Origin of the sequence: Curvibacter cyanobacteriorum (assembly GCF_028649475.1) — a bacterium.
Classification (GTDB): Bacteria; Pseudomonadota; Gammaproteobacteria; order Burkholderiales; family Burkholderiaceae_C; genus Curvibacter; species Curvibacter cyanobacteriorum.
Genome location: NZ_JAQSIP010000001.1, coordinates 639347 through 660813 on the forward strand (window position 1 = coordinate 639347; position 21467 = coordinate 660813).

The 21467-nt window shown below is 69.2% G+C and carries 19 protein-coding genes; 3 read left to right on the forward strand and 16 right to left on the reverse strand.

Features of this window, described 5'->3' with window-relative positions; genetic code table 11:
• Nucleotides 1–8 precede the first annotated feature (8 nt).
• Together PSQ40_RS02755 and PSQ40_RS02760 are read right to left on the reverse strand one after the other, a co-directional pair.
• The gene (locus PSQ40_RS02755) at nucleotides 9–1169 is read right to left on the reverse strand and encodes an acyl-CoA dehydrogenase family protein (RefSeq protein ID WP_273948583.1); all 1161 of its coding nucleotides are present in this window, start codon (nucleotides 1167–1169) and stop codon (nucleotides 9–11) included.
• A gap of 37 nt (nucleotides 1170–1206) precedes the next feature.
• The gene (locus tag PSQ40_RS02760; RefSeq protein WP_273948585.1) at nucleotides 1207–2712 is read right to left on the reverse strand and encodes a CoA-acylating methylmalonate-semialdehyde dehydrogenase; all 1506 of its coding nucleotides are present in this window, start codon (nucleotides 2710–2712) and stop codon (nucleotides 1207–1209) included.
• 188 nt (nucleotides 2713–2900) lie between these two features.
• Here PSQ40_RS02760 and PSQ40_RS02765 point away from each other — a divergent pair, with 188 nt between their 5' ends.
• Complete coding sequence (locus PSQ40_RS02765; RefSeq protein WP_273948587.1) at nucleotides 2901–3791, forward strand: LysR family transcriptional regulator; 891 nt, start codon at nucleotides 2901–2903, stop codon at nucleotides 3789–3791.
• Nucleotides 3792–3894: 103 nt separating this feature from the next.
• On the opposite strand, the gene PSQ40_RS02770 is transcribed toward PSQ40_RS02765, so the two are convergent.
• Genes PSQ40_RS02770 through PSQ40_RS02790 form a run of 5 tightly spaced genes read right to left on the reverse strand, consistent with a single transcriptional unit; the run spans nucleotide 3895 to nucleotide 8607 of the window.
• A complete protein-coding gene (locus PSQ40_RS02770) occupies nucleotides 3895–4893 on the reverse strand; it encodes a Bug family tripartite tricarboxylate transporter substrate binding protein (protein ID WP_409338536.1) in 999 nt (332 codons plus the stop codon).
• Nucleotides 4894–4945: 52 nt separating this feature from the next.
• On the reverse strand, nucleotides 4946–5587 hold the full coding sequence (maiA, locus tag PSQ40_RS02775; RefSeq protein WP_273948588.1) for a maleylacetoacetate isomerase: 642 nt from the start codon (nucleotides 5585–5587) through the stop codon (nucleotides 4946–4948).
• Nucleotides 5588–5597: 10 nt separating this feature from the next.
• Nucleotides 5598–6308, reverse strand: coding sequence for a fumarylacetoacetate hydrolase family protein (locus PSQ40_RS02780; RefSeq protein WP_273948590.1), 711 nt, complete (start codon nucleotides 6306–6308; stop codon nucleotides 5598–5600).
• 51 nt (nucleotides 6309–6359) lie between these two features.
• Nucleotides 6360–7394 carry a cupin domain-containing protein gene (locus PSQ40_RS02785; RefSeq protein WP_273948591.1) on the reverse strand — a complete coding sequence of 345 codons (1035 nt, stop codon included), beginning with the start codon at nucleotides 7392–7394 and terminating at the stop codon, nucleotides 6360–6362.
• 10 nt (nucleotides 7395–7404) lie between these two features.
• Complete coding sequence (locus PSQ40_RS02790) at nucleotides 7405–8607, reverse strand: 3-hydroxybenzoate 6-monooxygenase (RefSeq protein WP_273948592.1); 1203 nt, start codon at nucleotides 8605–8607, stop codon at nucleotides 7405–7407.
• A gap of 154 nt (nucleotides 8608–8761) precedes the next feature.
• Between PSQ40_RS02790 and PSQ40_RS02795 the strand changes: the two genes are divergently transcribed.
• Nucleotides 8762–9265 carry a MarR family winged helix-turn-helix transcriptional regulator gene (locus PSQ40_RS02795; protein WP_273948594.1) on the forward strand — a complete coding sequence of 168 codons (504 nt, stop codon included), beginning with the start codon at nucleotides 8762–8764 and terminating at the stop codon, nucleotides 9263–9265.
• 651 nt (nucleotides 9266–9916) lie between these two features.
• Here PSQ40_RS02795 and PSQ40_RS02800 read toward each other — a convergent pair.
• From PSQ40_RS02800 to PSQ40_RS02840, 9 genes are all read right to left on the reverse strand, one after another.
• Nucleotides 9917–11017, reverse strand: coding sequence for a CMD domain-containing protein (locus tag PSQ40_RS02800; RefSeq protein ID WP_273948596.1), 1101 nt, complete (start codon nucleotides 11015–11017; stop codon nucleotides 9917–9919).
• A gap of 9 nt (nucleotides 11018–11026) precedes the next feature.
• Nucleotides 11027–12373, reverse strand: coding sequence for an acyl-CoA thioester hydrolase/BAAT C-terminal domain-containing protein (locus tag PSQ40_RS02805; RefSeq protein WP_273948598.1), 1347 nt, complete (start codon nucleotides 12371–12373; stop codon nucleotides 11027–11029).
• A 12-nt stretch (nucleotides 12374–12385) separates the two neighbouring features.
• Complete coding sequence (locus tag PSQ40_RS02810; RefSeq protein WP_273948600.1) at nucleotides 12386–13963, reverse strand: ABC transporter substrate-binding protein; 1578 nt, start codon at nucleotides 13961–13963, stop codon at nucleotides 12386–12388.
• 64 nt (nucleotides 13964–14027) lie between these two features.
• Entirely contained in the window at nucleotides 14028–15068 is a 1041-nt protein-coding gene (locus PSQ40_RS02815) for an ABC transporter ATP-binding protein (protein WP_273948601.1), read from the reverse strand.
• Nucleotides 15065–16066, reverse strand: coding sequence for an ABC transporter ATP-binding protein (locus PSQ40_RS02820; RefSeq protein WP_273948603.1), 1002 nt, complete (start codon nucleotides 16064–16066; stop codon nucleotides 15065–15067). The genes PSQ40_RS02815 and PSQ40_RS02820 overlap by 4 nt, the downstream gene beginning before the upstream one ends.
• The gene (locus PSQ40_RS02825) at nucleotides 16063–17019 is read right to left on the reverse strand and encodes an ABC transporter permease (RefSeq protein WP_273948604.1); all 957 of its coding nucleotides are present in this window, start codon (nucleotides 17017–17019) and stop codon (nucleotides 16063–16065) included. Before PSQ40_RS02825 ends, PSQ40_RS02820 begins: the two co-directional genes overlap by 4 nt.
• Nucleotides 17016–17990 carry an ABC transporter permease gene (locus tag PSQ40_RS02830; RefSeq protein WP_273948606.1) on the reverse strand — a complete coding sequence of 325 codons (975 nt, stop codon included), beginning with the start codon at nucleotides 17988–17990 and terminating at the stop codon, nucleotides 17016–17018. The genes PSQ40_RS02825 and PSQ40_RS02830 overlap by 4 nt, the downstream gene beginning before the upstream one ends.
• Nucleotides 17987–19474 (reverse strand): FAD-dependent oxidoreductase, encoded by a 1488-nt coding sequence (locus tag PSQ40_RS02835; protein WP_273948610.1) that lies wholly within the window; start codon nucleotides 19472–19474, stop codon nucleotides 17987–17989. The genes PSQ40_RS02830 and PSQ40_RS02835 overlap by 4 nt, the downstream gene beginning before the upstream one ends.
• Nucleotides 19475–19494: 20 nt before the next feature.
• Nucleotides 19495–20475 carry a LysR family transcriptional regulator gene (locus PSQ40_RS02840; RefSeq protein WP_273948612.1) on the reverse strand — a complete coding sequence of 327 codons (981 nt, stop codon included), beginning with the start codon at nucleotides 20473–20475 and terminating at the stop codon, nucleotides 19495–19497.
• Between the two features lie 279 nt (nucleotides 20476–20754).
• Here PSQ40_RS02840 and PSQ40_RS02845 point away from each other — a divergent pair, with 279 nt between their 5' ends.
• Complete coding sequence (locus tag PSQ40_RS02845) at nucleotides 20755–21330, forward strand: glycine zipper 2TM domain-containing protein (protein ID WP_273948614.1); 576 nt, start codon at nucleotides 20755–20757, stop codon at nucleotides 21328–21330.
• Nucleotides 21331–21467: the final 137 nt, after the last annotated feature.

The window sequence follows — 21467 nt, forward strand, 5'->3', positions numbered from 1 at the left end:
GTGGTGGGTCAGCGGATCGCTTCGGGACCGTCCCCATCGAGCAGGCGGCGCGAAATGATCACGCGCATGATCTCGTTCGTGCCTTCGAGGATTTGGTGCACCCGCGCGTCGCGCAGCAGCCGCTCCAGCGGGTACTCGCGGATGTAGCCGTAGCCGCCGTGCAGTTGCAGCGCCTCGTTGCAGACGGTGAAGCCCACATCGGTGGCAAAGCGCTTGGCCATGGCGCAGTAGGTGGTGGCGTCCGGCGCCCCGGCATCGAGCTTGGCCGCGGCCAGGCGCACCATCTGGCGCGCGGCCACGAGTTCGGTGGCCATGTCGGCCAGCTTGAACTGCAGCGCCTGAAAGCTCGCAATCGGCTTGCCGAACTGCTGGCGTTCCTGCATGTAGCGCTGGGCCTGGGCCAAGGCGCCCTGGGCTGCGCCCACCGAGCAGGTGGCGATGTTGATGCGCCCGCCGTCCAGCCCCTTCATGGCGATCTTGAAGCCCTCTCCCTCGGCGCCCAGCAGGTGGTCGGCGGGGATGCGCACGTTGTCGAAGCTGATGGTGCGCGTGGGCTGGCTGTTCCAGCCCATCTTGTGCTCCTTCTTGCCGTAGCTGATGCCCGGCGAGTCGGCCGGCACCACAAAGGCCGACACCCCGGCGGCACCGGGGCCGCCGCTGCGGGCCATGAGGATCAGCACGTCGGTGCTGCCAGCGCCCGAAATGAAGGCCTTGCCGCCGTTGATGACGTACTCGTGGCCCACCAGTTCGGCGCGCGTCTTCAGCGAGGCCGCGTCCGAGCCTGCGCCCGGTTCGGTCAGGCAGTAGGACGCCAGCTTTTGGCCGCTGCACAACAGGGGGCCCCAGTGGTCGCGCACCGCGGGCGTGGCCCAGGTGCCGAGCATCCAGGTGGCCATGTTGTGGATGCTGATGAAGGCCGTGGTGGACGGGTCCACCGCGGCGAGTTCTTCGAACACCAGCGTGGCGTCCAGCCGGGGCAGGGCCAGGCCACCGGCGGCTTCGGGGGCGTAGAGGCCGCAAAAGCCCAGCTCGCCAGCCTGCGCGATGGCCTCGCGCGGGAAGATCGCCTCCTCGTCCCAGCGTGCGGCGTGGGGGGCGAATTCAGCCTGTGCAAAGTCGCGCGCGCTCTGGGCAAAGGCGCGCTGCTCTTCGGACAACTCAAAGTCCATCGTGTGCTTTCCAAAAACGAGGGCGAAAGCCGATGTTTTACTTCAGGCTGATGGTGGTGTTGACGCCCTGGCTCACGGTGCTGTCGTCGAACCAGCGCGAGGTGATGGTCTTGGTCTGGGTGTAGAACATCACCACTTGCTTGCCGTAGGGGCCCAGGTCGCCGAGCTTGGAGGCGCGCGAACCGGTGAACGAGAAGATCGGCACCGGCACCGGGATCGGCACGTTGATGCCAATCTGGCCGACGTCGATGTCCTCCTGGAACTTGCGTGCCGCCGCACCGCTTTGGGTGAAGATGGCCGTGCCGTTGCCGTTCGGGTTGCGGTTGATCAGCTCGATGGCTTCGTCCAGGGTGGCCGCGCCGGCCAGGCACAGCACCGGGCCAAAGATTTCCTGGTCGTAGATGCTCATGCCGGGTTGCACGCCGTTGAAGATGGTCGGACCGACAAAGTTGCCTTGCTCGTAGCCCGGCACCTGCGGTTGACGGCCGTCCAGCACCAGGGTGGCGCCTTCGGCCACGCCGCGCTCGATCAGGCCTTCGACGCGCTCGCGCGCGGCACAGGACACCAGGGGGCCGACGTCGGTGCCTTTTTCGGTGCCGGCATTGACCTTCAGGGTCTTGGCTTTCTCGGTCAGCTCGTCCACCCACTGGCGGGCTTCGCCGACCAGCACCACCACCGACAGCGCCATGCAGCGCTGGCCGGCGGCCCCGAAGGCGGCGCCAGCGATGGCGTTCAAGGTTTGTTCCTTGTTGGCGTCGGGCATCACGATGGCGTGGTTCTTGGCGCCCATCATGCACTGCACGCGCTTGCCGTTGAGGCTGGCGCGGTTGTAGACGTGGGTGCCGACCTTGGTCGAGCCCACGAACGAGATGGCCTTGATGTCCGGGTGGTCGCACAGGGCGTTGACCGCGTCCTCACCGCCGTGCACCACGTTGAGCACGCCGGGCGGGATGCCGGCCTGCAGCGCGAGTTCGCACAGGCGCATGGTGACCATGGGGTCCTGCTCGGAGGGCTTGAGCACGAAGGTGTTGCCGGTGGCGATGGCCATCGGGAACATCCACAGCGGGATCATGGCGGGGAAGTTGAACGGCGTGATGCCGGCGCACACGCCCAGCGGTTGCAGCAGGGTGTAGGTGTCGACGCCACCGGCCACGTTGTTGGCCAGTTCGCCGAGTTGCAGGTTGCCGATGCCGGCCGCGTGTTCGACCACTTCGAGGCCGCGGAACACGTCGCCTTCGGCGTCCGGCAGGGTCTTGCCTTGCTCGGCGGTCAGGATGGCGGCCAGTTCGGCCATGTTCTCGCGGATCAGCTGCTGGTACTTGAGGAAGATGCGGGCGCGGGCGCCAATGGCCGTCTTGCGCCAGGTCTTGAAGGCTTCCTTGCCGCTGGCGATGGCGGCGTTGATCTCATCGGGCGTGGCAAACGGCACCCGGGCCAGCACTTCCTGGGTGGCGGGGTTGACCACAGGGCGCCACTGGGTGCTCTTGGACTCCACAAACTGGCCGTTGATCAGCAGTTTGACGGTGGGGATGTTGGCAGTCATGAAAGTCTCCTGTTGTGTTGGCGTGGCAGGGCGGCCCGGTGCCGGTGGGGCCTGCCATCGGGTGCATGTTAGCTGTGCAGAATTGCAATAACAATAGACATAATTGCAGTCTTGATTTGCAAAAACGCACAGCCCCACTGGGGCTGGAGCCGGGCCCGCCCAGCGCGGGCCCCCAGATGGAGAACCGCATGGATTGGGAGCACCTGCGTTATTTTTTGGCCCTGGCGCGCGCCGGCACGCTGGTGGCCGCAGCGCGCCAGCTGGCGGTGGACCACACCACCGTGTCGCGCCGCCTGCAGGCCCTGGAAAAGCAGCTGGGCACCGCTTTGTTTGCGCGCGAAGCCGGTGGCCACCGCCTGACCGAGGCGGGCCGCCAACTGCTGCCCCAGGTGGAGGCCATGGAGGCCGCCGTGCGCCAGGTGGAGCGCAGCGTGCGGGTCGGCGAGCAGGGCCCCAGCGGCCTGGTGCGCATTGGCACCACCGAGGGCTTTGGCACCGTGGTGCTGGCCCCTCAGTTGGCGCAGCTGAGTCTGCAATACCCGGGGCTGGCGGTGGACCTGCTGGCCTTGCCGCGCCTGCTGCACCTGTCGCGGCGCGAGGCGGACATCGTCATCTCGCTCGAGCGGCCGACCCGCGGGCCGGTGCTGGTCAGCAAGCTGACCGACTACGTGCTGCAGTTGTACGGCTCGCGCCGCTACCTGGCGTCGCAGCCCCGCATCGAGACCCGGGAGGACCTGCGCGGCCATGCGTTCATCAGTTATGTGGACGACCTGCTGTTCACCAAAGAACTGCAACTGCTGGACGAACTGCACCGCCCCGAGCGCTTTGCGCTGCGCAGCACCAGCATCCTGACCCAGTACGAGGCCGTGAAGGCCGGCGCGGGCCTGGCCGTGCTGCCAGCCTTTGTCGCGTCACGCGACCCTGAGCTGGTGCCTGTGTTGCCCGGTCAGGCGCGTTTCACCCGCACCTTTTGGATGTCGATGCCGGCCGAGGCCAAGCACCAGGCGCGCATGCAGCTGACCTGGGGCTTCATCCGCGACACCATCCAGGGCCTGCAGGGCTGGCTGAACCCGGACTGAGGCGCAACCGAGGCGAGGCCCTGCCCACCGGGCGCCCGCCAAACCCGGGACCAGCCGTTGGGCAGCCGGCGAGCCGTCCCGCGTCCGCGCCATCACCATCGCCTCAGTCGAGGCTGATGTTGGCCTTCTTGATCAGGGCCTGGTACTGGGTGGCCTTGGTGTCGGCCTGCTTGAGGATCTCCTCCACCGACCAGTTCAGGGGCTCGAAGGCGAAGGTGTTGAAGCGCTCGCGCACCTCGGGTTCGGCCAGCACCTTGAGCACATCGGCGTGGATCTTGGCGCGCACCGCGGCCGGCACGCCCTTGGGGGCCAGCAGGGACACAAAAGAGTTCACGTCCAGGGCGGCCGTGCCGCCGGCTTCGGCCACCGTGGGCACCTCGGGCAGTTGGGGGATGCGCTTGGGCGCGGCCACCGCGAGGTAACGCAGCTTGCCGGCCTTGTACACGCCCTGGCTCGAGGGGATGCTGGCAAAGCTCCAGCCCACGTCGCCGTTGGCGACCGAGGTGTAGAGCTGGCTGACCTCCTTGTACGGCGCGTGCACCATTTCGACGCCGGTCAGCATTTCCAGCCATTCGGCGCCCAGGTGGCCAGGGCTGCCCACGCCCCAGGAGCCGTAGCTCACCGAGCCCGGTTTGGCCTTGGCGGCGGCCAGCAGGTCGCTGACGTTCTTCCAGGGCGATTGGGCCGACACCGCCACCATGAACGGGGTGCGGAACAGGGGCGCGACCGGGTCAAAGGCCTTGAGCGTTTCGAGATGGCGCGATGGGTAGAGCGAGGGCAGGGCGGCCAGGTGTTCGCTGTCCAGCTGCACCAAGCTGTGGCCGTCGGGGGGCGCCCGGCGCACCGCCTCGATGGCGATGAAGCCACCGCCGCCGGGGCGGTTGTCCACGGTGACGCTCTGCTTCCACTGCTGGGCGAGGCGGTTGGCCACCAGGCGCAGCACCGCATCGGGCCCGCTGCCGACCGCAAAGGCGGTGTAGACGGTGACCGGCTTGTTGGGGTAGTCGGTGCCCTGGGCCAGCGCAGGAACGGCCAGGCCCGCGCAGGCCAACGAAAGCGCCATCCGCAGCAGCGGGCGGCGTGGGGTGGGGGAAAAGTTCATGGTTGTCTCTGTGCTGATGAGGGGCGGGTGGGGCTGCGTGAACCGGGGCGGCTCAGCCGGCGTCGGGTTGGCGCCCAGGCGCCGCGTCGGCAAAGGCCGGCAGGGCGGCGCACGCGGCGTCGATGGCGCTCAGGCGGGGCCAGCGGCCCAGGTCCACCTGGAAGCGGCGTGCGCTCTCGATCTGCGGCACCAGGGTGACGTCGGCCAGCGTGGGGCGGTCACCGAAGCAGAATCTGCCCCGTTGCGGGTCGGCCGCGAGCAGGGCCTCCAGCGCGTCGAAGCCGTCGCTGATCCAGCGCCCGCACCAGGCGTTGATGGCGGCCTCGTCGGCGCCAAACTGGTGGCGCAGGGTTTCGAGGATGCGGCGGTTGTTGACCGGGTGGATGTCGCAGGCCACCAAGGCGGCCAGCGCGCGCACCCGGGCCCGGCCGGCGGCGTCGGTGGGCAGCAGGGGCGGCTGGGGGTGGGTTTCTTCGAGCCACTCGAGGATGGCGGGGGTCTGGATCAGCACCTCGCCGCCGTCGAGCACCAGGGCGGGCACCAGGCCCTGGGGGTTGACGGCCTTGAAGGCCGCGCCCAGGTGTTCGTCCCGGCGCAGGTCGACGGCCAGGTACTCGGGCTTCAGGCCCTTGAGGTTGAGCGCGATGCGCAGCCGGTGGGAGGTGCCGCTGCGAAAGAAGTTGTAGAGCTTCATGCCCAGGCCCTCACTCCGCCGCGCCAATGCGCAGGCTGATGGTGCCCACGCCCGCGACATGGCCCTCGATCAAGTCACCGGGCAGCACGGCGCCCACGCCTTCCGGGGTGCCGGTGTAGATCAGGTCACCTGGCTGCAGGTGGTAGAACTGGGACAGGTCGGCGATGATTTCGCGCAGGTTCCAGATCAGTTTGTCGACATCCGACTTTTGCTTGGTGTCGCCATTGACGCTGAGCGCGATCTCGCCTTGCTCGATCACCTGGCCCGGCAGCGGCACCACGGTGCCACAGACGGACGATTGCTCGACGTCCTTGCCCAGGTCCCAGGGGCGGCCCTTGTCGCGGGCCACCAGTTGCAGGTCGCGCCGGGTCATGTCCAGGCCTGGCGCGTAGCCGTAGATCAGCTCGTGCGCGTCTTCGGCCCGCACCCGGAAGCCCGGCTTGCCCACCACCAGCACCAGCTCCATCTCGAAGTGGAAGTTGCTGGTGCCCGGTGGGTAGGCCACGGTGGCGCCGCTCTCGACCAGGGTCTGAGGCGCCTTGGTGAAGTAAAACGGCCGCTCGACGGTCTTGTCGACCGGCTTGCCCATCTCGATGGCGTGGGCGTGGTAATTGCGGCCAACAAAAAACAGGCGGTTGATCGGCAGGCGCTGGCGGCTGCCCTGCACGGGCAGGGACTGAACGGCGGGCGGGTTCCAGAGGTAGGTGGGTTCGGTGCTCATGGGCAAAACAAGGGGTGGGTGGTCAGCAGGGAGGTTTCAATTCGAGGGGGCTCAGCGCGTTTCGTAAACGCCCAGCTTGCGGTGCAGTGGCGACTCGTCGGCAATGAACACAAAGGCCGGTGCGCTGGCCGAGGCGTTGACCAAGGTGATGGGCGTGTAGCCGGGCGCGCAGCAGGTGTCGGCCTCGGCGAGGTCAAACACCTGCTCCTCAATGCGCACCTGGGCGCCGCCCTCGATCACATGGAACACGCTGGCCGGCGAGCGGGCGGGCAGGTTCAGGGTTTGGCCCGGGCGCAGCATCAAGGCATAAAAGCCCAGGATGTTTTCGGCGTCGCCGCCGGTGGCGGGGTTGCTGTAGGTCAGTTGCACGGCGTCCAGCGTGGGTTGGTCGGCGGCCAGGGCCTGCAGCGCAGCGCGTGCCTCGACCCAGGGGTAGCGCAACATCGGGTAGGCCTTGCGGCTGCGCTCAAAGACGGGGGTGGGCAGCAAACCGCCATGGGCGTGGCTGCGGTGGCCGCTGCCGGGGTGCACGGTCTGGCGCGGTCCGTCCACGTGGTAGGACGCCTCCATGTAGTGAACCAGGGGCAGGTCCAGCACATCGAGCCAGACCACGGGCTCGCTGCCGTCGTGGCCGTGTTCGTGCCACAGGCCGGTGGGGGTGAGGATCAGGTCGCCCCGGCTCATGGGGCATTTTTCGCCGTCCACCGTGGTGTAGGCGCCTTCACCCTCGACGATCATGCGCACCGCGTTGGGGGTGTGGCGGTGCGACGGCGCCCACTCGCCCGGCAGCAGCAACTGCATGCCCAGGTAGATGGCGGCGCTGGCCTGCATCTTGTCGAGGCCGTGGCCCGGGTTGGCCAGCACCAGCACGCGGCGCTCGGCTTTTTCGATCGGTGTCAGCTGGCCGGCTTGCATCAGCAGCGGGCGCAAGGCCTGGTAGGACCAGGCGGTGGCACGTGTGTTGGGGCGCGGTTTGCCGGGTGGCAAGACGGCGCGCAGGCTGGGCCACAGCGGTACCAGGTTCTGTGCCTTCAACGCGTCGCGGTAGTCTTGGGGCAGGTCTTCGAGGCGGCCAAGTTCGTTCATGTTGTGATCCTCATGCGCTCAAGCAGTTGCTGACGTTCCAGCCATACAGCCACTCCATGGCGTCGTAAAAACGCTCGGGGCTGCGGCCTTTCCACAAATCGTTGCGCACCAGGCGCTCCACGCCCTTGGCGTGGTAGAGGCGGCCCATCTCGCGGCCGGACAGCACGATGCGCGCGGTGCGCGGGATGCGCGAGCGCTCGTACTGGGCAAAGGCACGCGGCAGGTCGTTGCCGTTGACGCGCAAGGCCTCGCCCAGCGTGACCGCGTCTTCGAGGGCCATGCAGGCACCCTGGGCCATGTACTGCGTGGTGGGGTGGGCGGCGTCGCCGAGCAGGGTGGCGCGGCCAAACGTCCACTGCGCCACGGGCTCGCGGTCGGCCGTGGCCCAGCGGCGCCAACTCTTGGGCAGGTCGATCAGTTGGCGCGCCTTGGGGCAGATGCCCTGGAAGTAGCTCTGGACTTCCTCCTTGCTGCCATCGGTGACGCCCCATTCCTCCTGCTGGCGGCTGTGGAAGGTCACCACCACGTTGTACTGTTCGCCGCCCCGCAGGGGGTAGTGCACCAGGTGGCAGTTGGGCCCGACCCAGATGCTGGCCGCGTTCCACTGCAGGTCGGCCGGGAAGTCGGCCTTGTCGACCACGGCACGGTAGACCACATGGCCAGTGACACGGGCCGGGTCGTTGAGGTACTGGGCCCGCACCACCGATTTGACGCCGTCGGCCCCGATCACGGCCACCCCGTGGTGGGCCTGGCCGTTTTGGTCATGCACGGTCACGCCGGAAGCGTCCTGCTCGATGCGGGTCACGCGGGTGGAGGTCACAAACTCGACCTGACCGGTTTCCTGGACGCCCTCCAGCAGGGCGTTGTGCACGTCCACCCGGTGGATCACCGCGTAGGGGTTGCCGAAGCGCTGGCGGAAAGCCTCACCGGTCGGGATCTTGCCGACCTGGTACTCGTCGAGCGCATCGTGCATGACCATGTAGTCGGTGAACACCGCGCGGCTGCGCGCTTTCTCGCCCACGCCCAGCGCGTCAAAGGCATGGAAGGCGTTGGGGCCGAGCTGGATGCCGGCACCGATCTCGCCCAGCTCGGCGGCTTGCTCAAGCACCTTGACCTGGAAACCCTGGCGCACCAGGGACAAGGCCACGGCCAGGCCGCCAATGCCGCCACCGGCGACGATCACCGGGGCCTGGGGACTGTGGGGAGGGGACATGGGGGCTTCCTTTCGAGACGGTGACCAACAGGCCTTACATCAGCCGTGTGCTGATAGACAGTATGCTGACGATTGTGTGGATTAGAATCAAATTCCACAAGTCCGTACAAACCCTTGGCCCTGCTGGCCGCCCCTTGTCTGTCCGCTTTCGTTCATGCCCGCCCGTTCAATGAGCTCGACCCCGTCGCTGGAAGACCTGCCTGGTTTTCACATCCGTCGCTTGCAGCAGATTGCCGTGGCGGTGTTTTTGGAAGAGACGCAGGAGCATGGCGTGACCCCTGTGCAGTACGCCGCCCTGGCCGCTGTGCAACGCCAGCCGGGCGTGGACCAGCGCACGCTGGCACGCACGATCGGCTTCGACACCTCGACCATCGGCAGTGTGATTGACCGCCTCGAAGCGCGGGGCTGGATGCAGCGCAATGCCTCGCCCACTGACCGGCGCGTGCGCATGCTGACCCTCACCGACGACGGGGTGGCGCTGTTGCAGGCCGTGGAGCCCGGCATGTTGCGCGCGCAGGCCCGCATGCTGGAGCCGCTGCCCGAGGCCCAACGGGCCGTGTTCATGGGCATGCTGCGGGTGCTGGTGGATGGCAACAATGAGCTGAGCCGCGCGCCCAGTGCGCCCAGTGCGCCCCTGTCCGGGCACGTCACCGACTGACCTGCCCGGGCCGGGCCGCCCAGCTGCCCTCCGGCGGCGCCCTCTACACCACCTCCGACAGCGCCTCCGACCGCTTCACCGCGCCAGCCCCGGCACCGCGTGGCGTGGGGTGGGGTGGGGCGGGCGTTCGGGCGCCCTCAATTCCGGGCGGTGGCCCTGTGGGTGTTGGTTGCCGGAGGGCGGCCTTCACCGAGGCCTCTTGAAGGTGGCCGTGGCGGGCGCAGCCCCAGCGGTCGGGGGGAGCATGAGGGGCGGTACACCGGGCTGTCAGCGGGCGCTGGTGCCGCAGCGCCCCGGCAAGGCGAAGCCTTGAGAACGCGGTAAAAGCCGAGCTAGACGGAGCTAGACGGAGCTAGACGGAGCTAGACGGAGCTAGACGGAGCTAGACGGAGCAAGACGGAGCAAGACGGAGCAAGACGGAGCAAGGCTGCCACCAGCCTCTGAAAAGTGCAAACGTCCCGGGCGACCAAGCGACCAAGCGACCAAGCGGCCAAGCGGCCAGGTGGCCAGGTGGCCAGGCGCCAAGGCCGGCACGCGCTTGGGGCCGGCTTGCTGTGCCGCGGGCGCGGGGGATGCCTCACGGGCGCCCGCGCACCGTCGACCCTGAGGCCGTGGCGCGGCCCGCGCGGCGCCATTTGGGACCCGCAGGCCTCAGCCGCCGACGACGGGCTCGCCGAGGTTCAGCATCAAGCGGTTGGCCCAGGCAAAAATGGCCACGGCGTGGATCAGGTCCAACACCTCGAGGTCATTGAGGCCCGCGGCGCGCACGGCCTGCAGGTCCTGGGCCCCGAAGGCCGCCGGGTCTCGGGTCAGGGCGATCGAGAGGTCGACGATGGCGCGTTCACGGGCGTTGGTGCCTGCGCCCTCCGGCTGCTCAAAGACCTGGGCAATCACGTCATTGCGCTTGGTCAGTTGCTCAAAGCGTTGCGCGTGCACTGACGCGCAGTACACACAGCCATTGACGCGCGACACCACGGCGCTGGCCAGTTCGCGCTCGGCCCGCGACAGGCCCCCCGGCGCGTACATGATCGCGTTGAAGACGGTCGACCGCTCCTGCAGGATGCGCGGCTGTTGGGTCAGCAGCAGGTAGTAGTCCGAGCTGCGGGCCTTGGGGTGGCTGGTGTCCAACACGGCCAGCTGTTCGGGTGTGGCCTGGGCCAGGTCCAGCACCGGCAGCCAGGCTTTCCAGCCCAGGGTGGCGCTGGTGAAGCCCTTGATGTTGAGCACCTGGCCCGGCGGTGGCAGGTGGGCCGGGTGCACGAAAGGCGCCTCGTCGGCGGTCGCCGGGGTCACCTCGGTGCTGCCCAGGGCCTGGATGGCCTGCAAACCGGCCAGCACGCGCACCTGGTAGCTGACATAGGCGATCAACTGCGCCAGGGCCACGCTGTCGGCGGTGCTGAAGCCCGCCTCGGGCAGGCGCAGCAGGGCCTCGCGGTCACCGGCCAAAGGGTCCACCGTCAGGGTGTGCGCGAAGGTGCGGGCGGCGGCCAGCCGGCCCGAATCCTGCACCGGCCCGTGCTCGCGCAAGGCCTGGGCATAGTGGGCGCTCAGGGCCTCGACGCCCACGGTCTGGGCCATCGACAAGGCCACATGCAGGCGTTCGCCCAGGCTCAGGCCCGGCAGGGCCGGGTCGAACAGGGCCTGGTGGCTGCCTTGGGTGGCGGCCACGACTTTGTCGCGCTGGTGGCGGGTGGTGTAGAGGGCATCGGTCGGGGCCAGGGGCACCAGGGAATCCATCAAGTCTGTGCTCATGGGGGGCTTTCAGTGAGAAGTGTTGGGGGGGCAGGCCTGCGCCGCCGCGTGGTCGGCCACGGCCTGTTGCAAAAAGGCCAGCACGGCCGTCCATGAGGCCTGATCGGCCTGGGCGTTGGCGGCCGGTTGGCCGCCGGTGGTGCTGAGCCGGCCGGACACCGGGTGGGCATAGGTCAGCTGGGTGGTCGGCACGGTGGGGAAGACGATGCTGTGGCCGGCCTCCGGCGCGTCCACCTGCTGCACGGGCCAGCGGTGTTGGTGCTGGGCCAGGCGGTCGACCACCATGCGGCTGTACAGGCTGGAGGGCCAGGAGCCATCGTCGCCGGCGCTCAGCAGCAGCACCGGTCCCTGGATGCGTTCCACCGGGATGCGGGCGCGCTCCACGGCGTCGGGGTCTTGCAAGGAGGTCAGCAGGGCCGCGGCGTGCCGGCGTGGTTCGGGTCCGTGGTCCCAAGGCGCCCAGGTGGCCGTGCGGTTGTCGGTCCAGATGTGGGGAATCGGCTGGCCGTGGTGTAGCCAGGCCCAGCCTTCGCGGCCCAGCGCCGGGTCGCAGGCGTTCTGTGCACAGTTGACCACCGCCGACGGCACATAGCCAATGACGGCCGACACCAGCGTCGGGAAGCGCGACCCCAGCAGCAGCACCAGTTCGCCGCCGCGCGACTGGCCGCTGAGCGCGACAAACCCGTGGGCGGGCCGCAGTTCGCGGTGCAGCCAGTGCAGCGCCGTCTCAAAGTACTCCAGCGGCGTGTTGGAGATGTAGTCCGACAGGCCAGGGGCCTTGAAGTAGCCCAGTGCCAGCGCGGCATAGCCGCGCGAGGCGTACAGCGCGCCGCGGGCCTCGTTGATGCCGCCTCCCGAGCCATTGAGCACCAGCACCGCCGGGTGCGGGCCTGGTCCGGCCGGGGTCCAGAGGCTGCCGACCAGGCCGTGCTCGCGCACTTCGCGGCGCTGCACACCGGGCCCCGCCAGTTGTTGCACCAACAGGGCCTGGGCGAGGGTGTCCGGGCCTCGGTGCAGGCTCAGGGTGGTGTGCAGCGCGGCACCGGGTTCGGCCGGGAACACCTCGCGCGAAGCGCCCGGCGCCGTCGGGGCCTGGGCCCAGATCAGGCCCAGCGCCGACACCCCGGTGTAGGCGGGCACGGGCAGGGCCAGGGGGGCATCGCGCGACAGGTCCAGCGTGCCGTTGGCGTCGGCCTGAAAATGCGCCTCGGCCTGCCACAGCACGCCGGGGCCGCGCACGGTGCGGCTTTGCAGGCGCACGGTTTCACCGGGGCGCAGACCGCTGGCACGGATCTGGCGCGGCTCGTCGATCAGCGCGTCCGCGGGTTCGACCCGAAGTTGGGGCGTGAGGCTCATGGCCGTTGCGCCTTACTTGGCCAGTCGGCTGACCTGCATCGCGGTGGTGCGGTCGCTGAGCAGCGGCACCACCTTCAGGCCTTTTTTGGCAGCCCAGATGTTTTGGTAGTGGAACAGCGGGATGGCGCCCACGTCGTCGGTGACCAGCTTGGCCGAGTGGCGCAGGATGGCTTCGCGGCGCTTGGCATCGAACTCCACGGTGGCCGCATCCAGGGCCTTGTCGACCGATTCATTGCTGTAGCGGCCCCAGTTCGAGGCGCCGCGGCCCCGCTTGGGGTCGGCGCTGGCGAACGCGTTGAGCAGGCCGTAGGCGGCTTCACCGGTGCCGTTGCCCCAGGCCAGCACGCTCACGGCGTACTCGTTCTTGTTGGCCTTGCCCGCATAGACCGACCAGGGCACCACCTCGACCTGGGTCTTGACGCCGATGCGGGTCCAGAACTGGGCCACGGCCTGTGCGCTTTCGGGGGCCTGCGGGTAGCGGTCGCCTGGCACATGGATGCTGATCTTGAAGCCGTCCGGGAAGCCCGCCGCCGCCAGCAGCTTCTTGGCTTGCTCGGGGTCGTTCGGGATCTCGGGGATGTCGGGGTTGAAACCAAAGCTGCCCTTGGGCATCCATTGGTTGGCCACGGTCACCGTGCCTTGCAGGATGCGCTCGGCAATCGCTTTTCGGTTGATGGCCAGCGACAGTGCCTGGCGCACCCGCACGTCGAGCAGCGGGTTTTGCGCCAGGGGCTTGCCCGCGTTGTCGGTGATGAATTCATTGGGGCCGGCGCGGAAGCTCGGCTGCACCAGCAGCACGCGCAGGCCCGGGTAGGTGTAGACCGCCACGTTGGGGTTCTTGCGCAGCTTGTCCACATCGGTGACGGCGACCTTGTCGATCACGTCCACATCGCCGGCCAGCAGGGCTGCGGTGCGGGCCGCGCCGTTGTTGATGAAGCGGTAGCTGACCTTGTCCCAGGCGGGCTTGGGGCCCCAGTACTGGGGGTTGCGCTCCATCACAGTGCGGTCTCCCGGGGTGTAGGACACCCATTTGTAGGGGCCCGTGCCGACCATGGCGCGGCCGGCGTTGTAGTCCTCGGTTTTGGACTTCTCACCGACCTGCTTGCTGACCACGTACACCGACGCGATCTCCAGCGGCAGCATGGGGTTGGGGGTGTTGGTCTTGATCACCACCGTGTGGGCGTCGCGTGCGGTGACCGACTCGACCGTGCGCAAGGCCCCGGTGTAGGACGCGACACTGCCCGGCACATTGCGGGCGCGCTGGAAGGAGAACACGATGTCGTCCGCCGTGAACGGCGTGCCATCCTGCCACTTGATGTCGGTGCGCAGCTTGAATTCCCAGGTGCGCTCGTCCAAGGACTTCCAGCTGCTGGCCAGCGCGGGTTCGAGCTTGCCGCCGTCACGCGAGTTGACGATGGAGTCCCAGAAGTGCAGGGCCAGCGAGCGGTCACCCGCGTGGTTGTTGAGCTGGGGGTCCAGCGAGCTCAGTGGGTCGGCAAAGGCAATCGACAGGTTCTGCGCTTGGGCCAGGCCGCCCAAGGCAGCGAGCAGGCCGGCGACCAGGGCCAGGCGGTGGTGGGGAACGTTCATGAGGGCCTCTCGGGTGGGCAGTGTGGGAATCAGGTGGGTGGGGCAGATCAGTGCGCGGGCTGCGTCATGGCGCGTGGTGCAGGTGGCAGGCCACCGCGTGGCGCACCGCGATGCCGCGCAGCTGGGGCGCTTCTTCGCGGCAGCGGGCCTGGGCCTGCGGGCAGCGCGGGTGGAAGTGGCAGCCCGGGGGCGGTGCCAAGGGGCTGGGGATCTCGCCTTGCAGGGCCGAAAACCGGGTGCGGCGCTGGCCGATGCGCGGGATCTCGGCCAGCAGCGCCTGGGTGTAGGGGTGGGCCGGGTGGGCGAACAGCGCCTCGGCCGGCGCGCTCTCCACCACGCGGCCCAGGTACATCACCACCACGCGGTCGCACAGGTGGTGGATCACGCCGAGGTCGTGGCTGATGAACAGGTAGGCCAGGCCCAACTGGTCGCGCAGGTCCATGAACAGGTTGAGGATCTGGGCCTGGATCGACACGTCCAGCGCCGCCACGGCCTCGTCGCACACCAGCATCGCGGGTTGCACGGCCAATGCCCGTGCGATGCCGATGCGCTGGCGTTGCCCACCGCTGAACTGGTGTGGGTAGCGTTGCCGCAGGGCTGGGTCCAGCCCCGCACGCTGCAACTGGGCGCACACGTAGTCGTCCAGGCCCGCGGCGTCGGTCAGGCCGTGCAGGCGCGGCGCTTCGCCCACGATGCGGTCCACGCGCAGGCGGGGGTTCAGGCTGGCGTTGGGGTCCTGGAACACCATCTGCACCCGCAGCCGGGCGGCTAGGCGCTCGACGGGCGTCAGGCTTTCCAGAGGCTTGCCCAGCACCTGCACGCTGCCGCCCGTCGGGGTCAGCAGGCCTGCCGCGATGCGGCCCAGGGTCGATTTGCCACAACCGGATTCGCCCACCACGCCCACGACTTCGCCCGCCTGCACGCTGAGGTCGACCCCGTCGACGGCCCGCGTGACCGGGGGCGGAGCGGCCTGGGTCACGCGCTGAAGCTGGCGACCCAGCCAGCCGCGCGGGGCGCGCAGGCCAAAGTGCTGCTGCACGCCGCGCAACTCGACCAGAGGCGCGGCGTTGTTCAAGGGGGCGGCAGGGGTGAGGACGGCGCTCATGCGGGGGCTCCCAGTGGGGCAGGGCCCGGGTGGTGGCAGCGCACCTGGTGCGCCGGGGCGTCGGTGCGCGGGTGGCTGATGTCGGGGCGGCTGTCGCAGGCCGCACTGGCCCGCGCACAGCGTGGTGCAAAAGCGCAGCCGCTGGGCATGTTCAGCAGGCTGGGCGCCATGCCGCTGATCTGGCGCAAGCGCGCACCGCGCTGGTTGGCGCTGGGCAGGCTGCCGATCAGGCCCTGGGTGTAGGGGTGCTGGGGGTGGTCCAGCACCTCGTCCACCGTGCCGTGCTCGACGATGCGGCCCGCGTACATGACGGCAATCTGGTCGGCCAGGCCCGCCACCACCGACAGGTCGTGGCTGATCCAGATCAGCGCGGTGCCTCGTTCGCGCACCAGGGCCTGCACCTCCGACAGGATCTGCGCCTGCAGGGTCACGTCCAGCGCGGTGGTGGGTTCGTCGGCAATGATCAGGTCGGGCCCGTGCAGCAGGGCGATGGCAATCGCCACGCGTTGCCGCATGCCGCCGGACAGTTGGTGCGGGTAGGCGCGCAGGCGTTCGTCCGGGCTGGGGATGCCCATGCTGGCCAGGGTGTCGCGGGCCAATTGGCGGGCTTCCTTGGTGCTGGCCGGGCGGTGGGCCTTGACGGCCTCGATCATCTGGGCGTCGATGCGCAGCACCGGGTTCAGCGTGGCCATGGGGTCCTGGAAAATCATGGCCAGGCGGTTGCCTTGCAGCGCGCGGCGTTCACGCGGGCTCAGCTGGCGCAGGTCCTGGCCCTGGAACAGCAGCTCCCCGCCCTCGACCCGGCCGGGTGGGTCCACCAGGCCCATGATCGAAAAGCCGGTCACCGACTTGCCTGAGCCCGACTCGCCAACCAGGCCCAGCACCTGGCCGCGGCGCAGGGTGAAGCTCAGGCCATCGACCACGGGCAGCACGCCCTCGCGGGTGTGGAAGCGGGTGTGCAGGTCGCGCACCTCGAGGGTGATGTCGGGGGCGGTCATTTGCTCAGCCTCGGGTTCAGCACGTCGCGCAGTTGGTCGCCCACCAGGTTGATGGCGACGATGGTGGCCAGCAGGGCCAGGCCAGGGAAGACGCTGATCCAGTACTCGTTGGACAGCAGGTACTGGTAGCCGTTGGCGATCAGCAGGCCCAGCGAGGGCTCGGTGATCGGCACGCCCAGCCCCAGAAAGGACAGCGTGGCCTCCAGCGTGATGGCGCGCGCCACCTGCAGGGCGCCAATCACCAGCAGCGGTGGCAGGCAATTGGGCAGGATGTGGCCCAGCACGATGCGCGCGCGCGACAGGCCCAGGCCGCGCGCGGCCTCGACGTATTCGCGGCGGGTTTCGACCAGCGCCTGGCCGCGCGCGGTGCGGGCGTAATAGGCCCATTCGAGCAGCACCAGGGTCAGCATCACATTGCCCACACCCTTGCCCAGGTAGGCCAGGATCATCAACGCCATCAGGATGCTGGGAAAAGACAGCAGCAGGTCGACCAGGCGCATCAGCAATGCGTCCACCCGGCCGCCCGCGTACGCGGCCAGCAGGCCGAGCAAGGTGCCCAGCACGGCCGCCACCGCTGCCGAGCCCACCCCCACCAGCAAGCTGATGCGCAGGCCGTAGACGATGGCCGAGTACAGGTCGCGTCCCTGGCCGTCGGTGCCCAGCCAGTAGGTGTACTGGTCGCTGCCCTGGCGGCTGCCGGGCGGCAGGCGCGCGTCCAGCACGTCGAGCTGCATCAGGTCATAGGGGTTCTGGGGGGTGATCCACGGCGCGGCCAGGGCCAGCAGCAACACCGCCAGCAGCACCAGCAGGCCGCCCAGCGCCACGCGCGAGCGCACAAATTCGGCGCCCAGGCGCCACCACAGGGGGCGGTCTTCGCGGCCGCGTGGGGGGGCCGCAGTCGCCGAGGGCGGGGTGCCGAGGGGCACCTTGATCGGGGGGCGGGGGGCGCTCATGCGGCCCCCTCCAGCCGCACGCGCGGGTCCAGCCATTTGTAGAGCACGTCCACCACCAGGTTCAGGGTGACAAAAATCAGCACCACCACCATCAGGTAGGCCACCACCACCGGGCGGTCCAGGGCGTTGATGCTGTCCAGGATCAGCTTGCCAGCACCGGGCCAGGCAAAAATGCTTTCGGTCACCACCGCGTAGGCAATGGTCGAGCCCAGCTCCAGGCCGAGCACGGTGACCAGCGGAATCAAGGTGTTGCGCAGCACATGCACCAACAGCACCCGCGCCGGCGACAGGCCCTTGGCACGCGCGAACTTCACAAAGTCTTGCGGCATCACCTCGCGCACGCCGGCCCGCGTGAGGCGCAGCACCAGCGAGATCTTGAACAAGGCCAGGTTGAACGCGGGCAGCAGCAGGTGTTGCCAGCCATCCAGGGTCAACCAGGACCAGGCCACGCCGCCCACCGTCACGGTGGCGCCGCGTCCACTGGCGGGCAGCCAGCCCAGATGCACACTGAACAACATGATCAGCATCAGCGCGACCCAGAAAGCCGGCAGCGAGAAGCCCAGGATCGACCCGGCCATCAGGGCCTTGGACGCGGGGTGCTCAGGCCACATGCCGGCCACCAGTCCCAGCGGCACGCCCAGCAGCACCGCCATCAGCAATGCGATCACGGCCAGCTCCACCGTGGCGGGCAGGCGTTGCAGGATCAGGTGGATGGCTTCTTCCTGGTAGACAAAGCTGCGGCCCAGCTGCCCGTGCACCGCGCCGTCGAGGAAGGCCAGGTACTGGCGCCACAGGGGTTGGTCCAGCCCGAGCCGGGCGATGGCCTCCAGCCGCTCCTGCTGGTTCAGGTCGTCACCGATCAGGATGTCGATCGGGTTGCCGATGGCGTGCATGCCGACGAAGACGATCACCGTCATCAGCAGCACCACCCCCGCGGCCTGGGCCAGGCGGCGCAGGAACCAGAGCGTCATGCCGCGACCTGCGTTGCGTCGGTGGCCGCTTCCTCGTAGGCCGGGAAGCTCGCAGGCGTCCATTCCTCGCCGTCCAGTTCGGGGTCGGCGTAACGCTCCATGGCGGCAAAGTGCAGGGCGGCGTCCTCTTTGAGCAGTTCGGCGGCCAGGCCACGGGCCAGGCGCTGGGCGCCATCGCTGATTTGCGGAATGTCGCCTGCGCCCGCACCTTGGGACAAGGCCGCGGCGTAGCAGAAGCAATGCACGCGCTCCAGACCGGGCAGCGCGCCCGGGGTCTTGGGCTGGAACTCGAACAGCGGGCCCAGGTCGGGCGATTGGTCGAGCTCGGCGTCCTCGAGGCCTGCGGGCGCCTGGTAACGGTCACTCCATTGGCGCACATGCGGGGCGATGGCCGCGAACTCGGGGCGCAGGGCCCAGTTGGTGCGGAAGCCGGTGCTGAACAGCACCACATCCGCCGCCAGCGGGCCCTTGCCGGTGTCCAGCTTCAGCGCGCCGTCGGCGCGCACCTCGGCGCCCTTCACCGGCGTGCCCAGGTGGAAATGGGCATTGGCATGGCGCGAAACCCGCAGCGTGCTGCCGTGCGGCGGCGGCACCTGCTGCACATTGATGTAGTGGCGGAAGCGCCATTTCCATTCGTCGGGCAGGCTGGGGTAGCCGTGGATCATGCCGGGGTGGCCCGCGCCCTTGCCCTTGTTGATGCGCGGCAGGTCGGTGCGGCGGATCAGCAGGTCGACGCGCTGGGCACCGTGTTCCAGTGCGGTGGCGGCGGCGTCCATGGCCGACGAGCCCCCGCCCACCACGGCCACGCGCAGGCCGCGCAGGCTTTCGCCGTCCCACACATCCGAAGAATGGTGCCAGCGATCACGCGGCAACTGGTGCGCCCAGTCTGGTACCCAGGCGCCGCCCAGGCCGTCGCGCCCCGTGGCCAGCACCACGTGGCGGGCGCGCACCGTCAGCGCCTGGGCTGGCGACGCGGCCTCGTTGAGCAAGGCCAGCGTCACGGTGCCATCGGGCTGGGGCAGCACGGCCTTGACTCGGTGCTGGTTCTGCACGTCCAGGTCCAGCACCTGCCGGTACCAGCGCAGGTAGTCGGCCCACTGCAGGCGCGGGATCTTGTCCAGCGCGTCCCAGGCGGCCAGGCCGAACTGGGCCTCGAACCAGGCGCGGAAGGTCAGGCTCGCGAGGCCCAGAGCGGGCCCGGTCAGCTCTTTGGGCGAACGCAGGGTTTCCATGCGCGCGGTGGTGGCCCAGGGGCCTTCATAGCCCGCCGGGGCCTGGTCGTAAATGCGGTTGCGCACCCCCAGGTGGCGCAGCGAGGCTGACAGGGCCAGCCCCGCCATGCCGCCGCCAATGATCGCCACATCGAGCACGGCCGGGTCGTGTTGGGGCACCCAGGGTTTGGCAGGCAGGCACAGCCATTGCAAATCCTGTTGAAGGCGGGCTTCCAGGGCCGACAGGCCGGTGGGGGAGGGGGCGGTGCTCATGGCTTGAACCTTTGTCGCAGTCAAATAGAAGAAGCAGGGGGCTGGGGCACCCGCCCGTGGGCGGCGTCCAGCAAATGGGTGTGGGTGCTCGGGGCGTGTTCGACGAAGCCCGGCAGCTGGCGGGCCTGCTGCAGCAGCGCCTGGGCCAGGGCCTCGACACGCTGCTCCAGCGCGGGGTTGCGGGGCCGCGCCTGCAGGGTGATGACGCCAAAGAAAAACAGCACCTCGGTGTCCAGCGGGCGGGTCACCAGATCCGGTGCGGGCAGGCTCAGGGGCGTCAGGGGTTCCAGCACGGCCACCCCCAGACCCGCCCGCACCAGGGCTTGGGCGTTCACCGAGGAATTGGTCTCGATCAGGGCCGACTGCTGCCGCGACGGCAGGGCGTGCTCCAGCCGGTGGCGCAGTCGGTAGGGGTTGTTGAGGGTGATCAGTCGGCGCTCCGCCAGGGCCTGTGAGGACAGCACCGACTGCTGGGCCAGCGGGTCATCGGCGCGCAGCACGGCCACACAGGGCACCTGACCGATCCAGTGCACCTGCAGGCCCCGGTGCTCGAGCGGCAGGCTGCACAGGCCCAGATCGGCGGCGCCGCTGAGCACGGCTTGCATCACCTGCTCGGGGGAGGTGCTGCGCAGTTGCAGCGGCCCCGGTCCTTGTTGGGATTCCAGGCTGGCCAGCGCAGCGGGCAGCAAACCCAGGGCCAAGGCCGAGGTGGCCACCACGTCGAGGCTGGGGACGTCGCGGCGCGCAATCTGGCGCGCCCGTTCACTGACCAGGCGCAGGCTGGCCAGCGCACGCTCGACCTCCTCGCGCAGGCCAAAACCGTGCTCAGTGGGCGTGACCCGCGGGCCATGGCGCTGGAACAAGGGGTGGCCGATTTCGGCCTCCAGCTCCTGGATGAGCCGCGTCACGGCGGGCTGGGACCGCTCCAGCAGGCGGGCAGCCCCCGTGATGCTGCCACTGGTCATGACCGCAGAGAAGGCTTCGAGGTGGCGGGTTTCCATATCAAATAATTTATATCACACATGCAATGCAGATCAATATTCGATAAATGAATGATGAAGTTCAGAATCCGAGGCCGCGTTCGGGCCGTTGGGCCGCCAGGCGCGCCGGTCAAGGCAACAAAAACCTTCAGGTGCTACGAATTGAATCGGGCCCGCGCCGGGCAGGGGCTGCCCTGCTGGGGGACGCTGGCAGGCTGAGCACAGCTGCTTACAGCGCGTTGCCTGGGCGGCTCGCGGGGCCGCGATAAACAAGGCCCCAACACCACCGAGTTCATGACCATGCGCCACACCCCTTCCGTCCTTCATTGCGCTTTGCTGTTCGCGGCCCTGGCCGCCCCGCTGGGCGCCCAGGCCCAATCGGCCCAGGCCCGCTACCGCCAGGACCTGCAGATCTGCGATCAGGAGTCGACCCCTGAGAGCCGGATGCAGTGCAACCGCGACGCCACCGCCACCTACGACCGGGCCCGTGGCCTGCCTGCGGCCGCACCCCTGCCCCCACCGGCCCCGCGCGCTCAAACGCTGTGCGAGGGCTGCGGCACCGTGGCCGCCGTCAACGAAGAAGAACGTGAAGGCCACGCGGGGGCCTTGGGCACCATCGCGGGCGGCGTGATCGGCGCCGCCATCGGGCACCAGATCGGCGGCGGCTTTGGCAAACAACTGGCCACCGTGGCGGGCGCGGCCGGGGGCGTCTATGGGGGCCGGGCCCTCGAAGAACGGGCGGGCCGCCATGTGGTCTGGGTCGTGACGGTGGAGTACCCCGGCGGCATGACCCAGAACTACGACTTCCCGGCCAACCCGAACTTCCGCGTCGGCCAGATGGTGCGGCGTTCGGGCGAATCCGTCACGCTGCCATGACCCGCGCGATGGCCTGGGGGCCGCCAGGCCGCCGGTCGGTCGCCGCCCCCGCCATGGGGCGCTGGGAGCACCCCTGGGCCCGCGTGGGCGCGGGTGGCGGCTGCCAGGGCCCGCGGCCTGGTGAAGCAGGGCAGCGG